General features: G+C 72.7%; 3 protein-coding genes. 1 reads left to right on the top strand and 2 read right to left on the bottom strand.

The genetic code is table 11. The features are described from left to right. Positions 1 to 147: 147 nt before the first annotated feature. Positions 148 to 618, top strand: coding sequence for a hypothetical protein (locus AABA78_RS38400; RefSeq protein ID WP_338270502.1), 471 nt, complete (start codon positions 148 to 150; stop codon positions 616 to 618). Between the two features lie 55 nt (positions 619 to 673). Here the strand turns inward: AABA78_RS38400 and AABA78_RS38395 are convergent, their stop codons facing one another. Further along, entirely contained in the window at positions 674 to 1,159 is a 486-nt protein-coding gene (locus AABA78_RS38395) for a hypothetical protein (protein WP_338270500.1), read from the bottom strand. A 251-nt stretch (positions 1,160 to 1,410) separates the two neighbouring features. Further along, a complete protein-coding gene (locus AABA78_RS38390; protein ID WP_338270498.1) occupies positions 1,411 to 8,796 on the bottom strand; it encodes a non-ribosomal peptide synthetase in 7,386 nt (2,461 codons plus the stop codon). Positions 8,797 to 8,807 lie beyond the last annotated feature (11 nt).

Genomic DNA, 8,807 nt, shown 5'->3' with positions numbered 1-8,807 from the left:
CGGGGTGTGCTGGACTTCCTGACGGACACGCTGCGCATGCACCGTCGGAGCCTACTGCCACCCTCGCTGCTGCCTCTCGCGGAGGCCCCTCAGTTCGCAAACGCAGCATGAGCCGGTGAACGGTTACCCTTTCTTTAGGAAATTCCCATGAAAATGAATGCCCTCGCAGCGATCCTCTCCCTCTCCACGGCTTGCCTTCTGGTGACAAGCGGTTGCGGACCGGAGGAGCAGGAAACGGAGACCGCACCCTCCAATGGGAGCGTCCAGCAGGCGGCGACCAACCTGTGTGGCGCTAGCTATCGCCTCATTGATACGTACCCGATGAAGAACAACAAGGGGGCCGTGAATGGTCACTACAATCTCTACTACAACGGGACGCGTAATTGCGGCGTAGCGGAGTGCTACGCCAACTGCGGCGTGAAGATGAACCGGACTGTCTACATCCGAGTCTCCAGCACGTCCGGCAGCTGGGATGACTTCGATTTTGGCCAGTTCACGACCTACGCCGGTCCCGTCTACTCCAAGCCCTCGGCAGGGAAGTGCCTGGACCTGTCCGCAGGTTTCGGCGTCGAGAATTCAGTGGCAAGTGTCAACGTCGTACGTGTTCACTGCAACTGACGCGGCCGCCAGGCTGGAGGATGCCACGCACCCTCCAGCCCGTGCTCATGCCCGGTCAGGTCGACGTGCCATTACCCCAAGGGTCCCACTGCCAGCCGGCGCCAGAGGGGGCGTTACAAGGATAGACGCTGCCGTTGCAGCGACCGATGCGCATGTCCAGATGCTTTCCTTCGGGAAGCTCCTTGTTGCATCGCCCGCTGTTTCCGTTCCCGCCGGTGAAGTAACAGATGCCCTGGCGGGAGCCGTCCCCGAGCTTCCAGTGGACGCCGACGCGCATGCTGTCCTCCTTCTCATCCCAGATACAGAAGTTGTCGGTGGCCTTGTTGTACGACCCCTTGCCGTATTCTCCACCATCCCAGCCGATGGTGACGTAGTTCCCCAAGTCGCAGCTTCCAGAAGCCTCGTTGAGCTCAACGGCCGCCACCGACAACTCGGTGGTTCCCAGAGACTCCGGGGTGGAGGGCTCATCTCCGCCAGCGCCGCAGGCGCTTCCCAACGCAGCGGCAAGAATCCATCCCAGCAGGGCGGTGCGATTCATCATGTCGAGACTCCTTCAAGCAGTGGATGCGAGTGACCGCCAATCATGGCAGGGATATGATTTCTAGGATGTTCATGTATAGCCATCAATACAGGTTGATGTGAAGGTTGTCTGGCTGACGGCGGGATGAGGCCCTTGAGCCTGCCTGCTTGCCAGGGCTGGCCACGAGCCGGCGCAGAAGCCTTTCATCTCCAGTAGGCGGCTTGATCTTCCACGCGCTCGGCGCGGGCCCGGTCCTCCGGGCCCGGAGCGACTCAGGGGCGCGGGCCCGCCGTGGGGGTGCGCTCCGTGCCGGCCTCCGCGGGGCTGGAGGACTCCTCCGGGGGCGACTCCAGCACGCGGGCCAGGGCCCGGCCCAGGACCTCCACCTGCGGCGACTGGAGCACGGAGTAGTGGGTGCCCGGCACGTCCACCACCCGCGCGTCCGGAGTGAGCGCGGCCCAGCCCCGGGTGCGGTCGCCGCCCTCGTCCACGTGGGCCTCGGTGCCGCGCAGCAGCCACACCGGCACCCCGAGCGGCTCGAGGACGTGGCCGGAGAGCGCGGCGAGGCAGGCGTTGAAGACGCGCTGACGCCGCTGGAGCCACGCGAGCCCCACCTCCGCGCCGAACACGCCCGTGCGCTGTCCGGCCTCCAGCAGGTAGCGCAGCAGGCGGTCGGAGTCGCCGGGCGGCACGTCCGGGGGCAGCGTCTGCGGCAGGCCGGTGGTGTGCGCCAGGTTCACGGTGAAGAGCTGGCCCTGCGTCGTGGGGTCGTCCACGCGCAGGCCGCGCGCGTAGGACGTGGGGCTGGGCTCGATGAAGACCAGCCGCTCCACCTGCTCGCCCTGGCGCAGCAGCTGCCGCGCCATCTCGAAGGCGATGAGGGCGCCCATGGACCAGCCGCCGAGGCGGTAGGGGCCGTGGGGTTGCACCGTGCGCATCGCCTCCACGTAGAGCGCGGCCAGGTCCTCCAGTGAATCCACCGTCGGCTGTCCGCTCTCCAGGCCCGGCGCCTGGAGGCCGTGGAAGGGCTGGTCCTCGCCCAGCTGCCGCGCCAGCTCCGCGTAGCCCCACACCGTGCCGCCAATGGCATGCACGCAGAAGAAGGGCGGGCGCGTCCCCTGCGGTCGCAGGGGCACCAGCAGCTCCGCGGGGGCAAGGCCCGCCCTCAGGCGGGACAGCGGCGCGTCCGGCGTGAGGACCGCCTGCTCCAGCAGGGCGCGCAGCTGGCCGGCCCAGCGCGTGGCGGTGCCCGGGTCGAAGAGGTCGCGGTTGTACTCCAGCACGCCGGTGAGGCCGGCCTCCGGCTCCTCCCACAGGGCCAGCGTCAGGTCGAACTTGGCGGACTGGCGCTCCACGTCCACGAAGCTCAAGGACAGTCCGGGGCCCATGGGCTGGGACACGGGCGCGTTCTCCAGCACGAAGAGCACCTGGAACAGCGGGGAGCGGCCCGGCTCGCGCGCCGGACGCGCCGCCTCCACCACGCGGTCGAACGGGGCGTCCTGGTGCGCGTAGGCGCCCAGCGTCACCTCGCGCACGCGAGCGAGCAACGCGCGGAAGCCCTCCCCCGCGTCCACGCGCGTGCGCAGGGCCAGCGTGTTCACGAAGCACCCGAGCATGTCCTCCAGCTCCGGCGCCGGACGGCCCGCGATGGGTGAGCCCACCACCACCTCCTCCTGGCCGCTCAGCCGCGACAGGAGCGCCTGGAGGCCGGCGAGCAGCACCATGAAGGGCGTGACGCCCTCGCGGTGGCCCAGCGCCTTCACCGACTCCGACAGCGGCAGGCCCAGCCGCACCGGCACGCGCCCGCCCCGGAAGGTCTGCACGGCGGGGCGCGGATGGTCAGTGGGCAGCTCCAGCGCGGCGGGCGCCCCCGCGAGCTGGCGGCGCCAGTACGCCAGCTGCGACGCGAGGACGTCCTCTGTCAGCCACGCCCGCTGCCAGAGCGTGTAGTCCACGTACTGCAGCGGGAGCGCGGGCAAGGCGGGCGGCTGATCCGCGCTGAAGGCCTCGTAGAGGGACGACAGCTCCCGGGTGAGCACGGCGGAGGACCAGCCGTCGGAGATGATGTGGTGCAGCGTCACCACGAGCAGGTGGTGCCCCGCTCCCAGCCGCACGAGCAGGCCGCGCACCAGCGGCCCCCGGGCCAGGTCGAAGGGCACCTCCGCCTGGGCCGCCGCGAGCGCCAGCGCCTCGCGCTCCCGCTCCGCTTCCGGCACGCTGGTCAGGTCCACGAAGCCCAGCGCCGGTGGCAGCTCCGGCAGGATGACCTGCAACGGGCCCTGCGCGTCCTCGTGGAACACGGTGCGCAGGCTCTCATGGCGCTGGTGCAGCGCGTGGAAGCTCCTCACCAGCGCCCGGGTGTGCAGCGGCCCGGTGAGGCGCAGCGCCGCGAGGATGGTGTACGCGCTGCCGCCGGGCTCCAGCCGGTCCAGCAGCCACAGCCGCTGCTGCGCGAAGGACAGCGGCAGCCGGCCCGTCCGGGGCACCGGCAGCAGCGGTGGCACGGCGGGGACCGCATCCCCCGCGTCGCGCGCGGCGTCCACCCGCGCGGCGAGCGCCTGGAGCGTGGGCGCGTGGAAGAAGGCCTCCAGCGGCAGCTCCACGCGCAGCGACGCGCGCAGCCGCGACACCACCTGCGTCGCGAGCAGCGAGTGGCCCCCCAGCTCGAAGAAGTGGTCGCCCAGGCCCACGCGCTCCACGCCCAGCACCTGCCGCCAGAGGCCCGCGAGCAGCTGCTGCGTGGGCGTGTGGGGGGCTTCGTAGGGACGGGGGCTCGCGCGCTCCAGGACGGGGGCGGGCAGCGCCTTGCGGTCCACCTTGCCGTTGGGGTTGAGCGGCAGCGCGTCCAACACCACGAAGGCCGCGGGCACCATGTACTCCGGCAGCGTGCGGCGCAGTCCGTCCCTGAGCGCCGCCGCGTCCAGCGTCTGCCCGTCCCGGGCGACGACGTAGGCCACCAGTCGCTTGTCGCCGGGCACGTCCTCGCGCGCCAGCACCACGGCCTCGCGCACGCCGGGGGCGGCCTGCACGGCGGCCTCCACTTCACCCAGTTCGATTCGGAAGCCGCGCACCTTCACCTGGAAGTCGTCGCGGCCCAGGTACTCCAGTGCGCCGTCGGGGCGGTAGCGCACGCGGTCCCCCGTCTTGTACATGCGCGAGCCCGGCGGACCGAAGGGCTCCGGCAGGAAGCGCTCCGCGGTGAGGTCCGGCCGGTGGAGGTAGCCGCGCGACTGGCCCTCGCCCGCGAGGTACAGCGCCCCGGGCTGGCCCACGGGCACCGGCCGCAGGTCCGCGTCCAGCACGTAGGCGCGGGTGTTGGACAGCGGCCGGCCGATGGGCGGCACCTCGCCGGGGCGCACGCGCGCGAAGGTGGAGTAGGTGGTGTCCTCCGACGGGCCATAGAGGTTGTAGAGCCGCTGCACCGTGGGCGTGTCGTACACCTGCCGCGCGAGCGACGCGGGCAGCGCCTCGCCCGCCAGGTTGATGGTGCGCACCGAGGGCGGCAGCGCGCCCAGCCGCAGCAGCTGCGCCATGGCGGAGGGCACGGTGTTGACGAGCGTCACCTCCGACGCCTGGGGCAGCTCCGCCAGGTGCAGCGCGTTGCGCGCGAGGATGACGCGGCCACCCCGGGTCAGTGGGGCGAAGACCTCGAAGACGGAGAGGTCGAAGTTGAGCGACGTGCACGCGAGCACGCCCTGGAGCTCCTCCGCGGAGAACACGCCGTGCACCCAGGTGAGGAAGGCCACCGCCGCGCGGTGCGGGATGGCCACGCCCTTGGGCCGCCCGGTGCTGCCCGACGTGTAGATGAGGTAGGCCAGGTTCTCCGGCAGGGGCGCCAGCGTGAGCGACGTGTCCGGGGGCGCCTGGCCCGGCGCCTCCCCGTCGTCCTCCAGGCACACCACCTGGCAGGGGTGCGCGGGCAGCGCGGGCACCAGGTGCGCGTGCGCCACGAGCGCGGGGCCGCGTGCGTCCTCCAGCAGGTAGGCGAGCCGCTCCCGCGGGTACGTGGGGTCGAGCGGCACGTACGCCCCACCCGCCTTGAGGATGCCCAGCATGCCCACGACCATGTCGGCGTTGCGCTCCACGCACAGGCCCACGCGGACCTCCGGGCCCACGCCCAGGGCCCGCAGCCGCCGCGCCAGGCGTCCGGCGCGCTGCTCCAGCTCGCGGTAGGTGAGCCGCACCGGGCCGGCGACCACCGCCACCGCGTCCGGCGTGCGCCGCGCCTGGGCCTCCACCAGGTGGTGCAGGCACGCGTCGCGAGGGAAGTCCTTCGCGGTGTCGTTCCAGGTCACCAGCACGCGGTGCCGCTCCTCGGCGGAGAGGACGGAGGACGCGGGCTCGCGCGCGGGCGGGCCGCCGGTGTCCTCTGGCGCGGTGTCCTCGGTGAGCGGGAGCACCGGGTGGCGCTCCCGGGCCGGGGCGGCGCGCTCCACCGGGGCCGCGGTGCCCGCGCGCGCGTCGTCCACGCACCGCGCGAGCTGCCGCACGGTGGGGTGCTGGAAGAGGACGCGCAGCGACAGCTCCACGCCGAAGCGCGCGCGCAGCCGCGCGAGCACGCGCGTGGCCAGCAGCGAGTTGCCGCCCAGCCGGAACAGGTCGTCCCGCGCGCCCACGTCCGCGACCCCCAGCAGCTCCCCGAACAGCGCGGCGATGGCCTCCTCCGTGGGCGTCTGGGGCGGGACGCGCGCCTCCTGCGCCGCGCGCTCCAGCGTGGGCGCGGGCAGCGCCTTGCGGTCCACCTTGCCGTTGGGGCTGAGCGGCAGCGCGTCCAGCACCACGAAGGACGGCGGCACCATGTACTCCGGCAGCCTCGCCTGGAGCGACGCCTTGAGCCCGTCCACGTCCACGGTCGCGCCGGCCCGGCCCGCGACGTAGGCCACCAGCCGCTTGTCGCCGGGCACGTCCTCGCGGGCCAGCACCACCGCCTGGCGCACGGTGGGGTGCTGCTCCAGCGCGGTCTCTATCTCCCCCAGCTCGATGCGCAGGCCGCGCACCTTCACCTGGAAGTCGGCGCGCCCCAGGTACTCCACCTCGCCGTCCGGCAGCCAGCGCGCCACGTCCCCCGTGCGGTACATCCGCGAGCCAGGCAGGGCGCTGAACGGATCCGGGACGAAGCGCTCCGCGGTGAGGTCCGGCCGGGACTGGTAGCCGCGCCCCACCTGCACGCCGCCGATGTACAGCTCCCCGGCCACGCCCACCGGCACCGGCTGGAACACCGGGTCCAGGATGAGGATGGACGTGTTCGCCACCGCCCGGCCAATGGGCACCGAGCGCCGGCCGTCGCCGGCCGTGCACGCGAAGTACGTCACGTCCACGGCCGCCTCCGTGGGGCCGTAGAGGTTGTGCAGGCCCGCGTGCGGCAGCACCTGGAGACAGCGCTCCTTGAGCTCCAGGGGCAGCGCCTCGCCGCTGCACACCACGCGGCGCAGCGACGCGCAGCCGCGCGCCTCCGGCTCCTCCAGGAACACCTGGAGCATGGACGGCACGAAGTGCAGCGTGGTGACCCCCGCCTCGCGGATGAGCCGCGCCAGGTACGCGGGCTCCTGGTGGCCGCCGGGCCGGGCGACCACCAGCCGCGCGCCCGTCATCAACGGCCAGAAGAACTCCCACACCGACACGTCGAAGCTGAAGGGCGTCTTCTGGAGCACCACGTCGTCCGCGCCCAGGCGGTACTCCGCCTGCATCCAGCGCAGGCGGTTGCACACGCCCCGGTGCGCGTTCATCGCGCCCTTGGGGCGGCCGGTGCTGCCGGAGGTGAAGATGATGTACGCGAGCGCGTCCGGCAGCGGCTGGCGCGCGGGCGCATGCGCGGGCAGGCGCGACAGCGCCTCCGCCTCCGCGTCCACGCACACCACGCGAGCCCCGTGGGGCGGCAGCCCGGGCACCAGGTGCTCCTGCGCCAGCAGCACCGTGGGGCGAGCGTCCTGGAACATCCACGTCAGGCGCTGCGCCGGGTAGCCCGGGTCGAAGGGCACGTAGGCCCCGCCCGCCTTGAGCACCGCCAGCAGCGACACCACCAGCTCCAGCGAGCGCTCCAGGCACACGCCCACGCGCGACTCCGGCCCCACGCCCCACTCCCGCAGCCGGTGCGCCAACTGGTTGGCCCGCGCATCCAGCTGCGCGTAGGTGAGCGTGGCGTCCCCGAACGCGAGCGCCACCCGGTCCGGGGTGCGCGCCACCTGCGCCTCGACGAGCGACGCCAGGTCCTCCTGCTCCGGGTACACCTGCCGCGCGCCGTGCCAGTCCACCAGGAGCTGACGGCGCTCCGCCTCGGAGAGCAGGGGCAGGTCGCGCAGGGCGGTGTCCGGCGCGGCCAGCGCGCCCTCCAGCACCGTGCGCAGGTGCGCGAGCAGTCGCGCCAGGGTGGGCGCCTCGAACAGGTCGGTGCTGTATTCGGCGGACAGGCGCAGGCCCTGGGGCAGCTCCGTGGCGTAGAGGGTGAGGTCGTGCTTCGTCGTGTCGGTGGTGACGGGCAGCACCTCCAGCGTGAGGCCCTCCTGCTGGAGCACCGCGCCGGGCGCGTTCTGGTGGATGACCATCACCTGGAACAGCGGCAGGTGGCTGGAGCTGCGCTCGGGCTTGAGCGTCTCCACCAGCTTCTCGAACGGGACGCCCTGGTGCGCCTGGGCCTCCGAGAGCGTGTCGCCCACCCGGGCCATCAGCTCGCGGAAGCGCAGCTGGCCGGACAGCGGCGTGCGCAGCACCAGGGTGTTGATGAACAGGCCGATGAGCCCCTCCAGCTCCGCGCGGTCCCGGCCCGACACCAACGTGCCCAGCGCCACGTCCTCCTGCCCCGTGTAGCGGTACACCAGCGACAGGAACGCGGACACCCACACCACGAAGAGCGTGGTGGCGTGGCGCTGGCTGAAGTCCCGCAGCGTCTGGGTGAGCTCCCGCGGCAGCGTGAGGAACTGCCGCGCGCCCGCCGAGCCCAGCGTCGCCGGCCGCGCCTTGTCCGCCGGCAGCTCCAGGCGCGCGTCGGGATCCAGCTTCCCGCGCCACCAGGACAGCTGGGACTCCAGCGCCTCGCCCTGGAGCGTCGCGCGCTGCCACGCCGCGAAGTCCGCGTACTGCAGGGGCAGCGCCTCCAGCCTGGCGCTCGTGCCCGCCCGGGCCGCGGCGTAGACGGCCGCCAGTTCGCGCACCAGCACGCCCATGGACCAGCCGTCCGCGATGGCGTGGTGGAGGTTGAGCAGCAGCAGGTGCTGCTCCTCCGCCAGCGCGTAGAGCGTGGCGCGCGCCAGCGGTCCCTCGGACAGGACGAAGGGGCGCTGGGCGTCGCGGGTGACGGCCCTCCACGCGTGCGCTTCGCGCTCCGCCTCCGGCACGCCGCGCAGGTCCTCGCGCTCCAGCTTCAGCACGAGCGACGGGGCGATGACCTGGACGGGCCTCCCCTCCTCCTCGCGCAGCGTCGTGCGCAGGGGCTCATGGCGCTCCACCAGGGCCTGGAGGCCCCGCCCGAGCGCGTCCGGATCCAGCGCGCCCGTGAGGCGCACCACCGCGGGCATGTTGAAGAGCGCGCTGCCGGGGCTCCACTGATCCAGGAACCACATCCGCTCCTGGGAGAAGGACGCGGGGGCCCTGCGCACCACCCGGGCCTTCTCCGCCAGCAGTCGGGCCAGCTTCGCGCGCTTCTCTTCCGGGGTCGTCGGCATGGAAACGCACC

Source organism: Corallococcus caeni, assembly GCF_036245865.1.
Lineage (GTDB): Bacteria > Myxococcota > Myxococcia > Myxococcales > Myxococcaceae > Corallococcus > Corallococcus caeni.
This window is presented reverse-complemented; position numbering and strand designations above follow the sequence as displayed.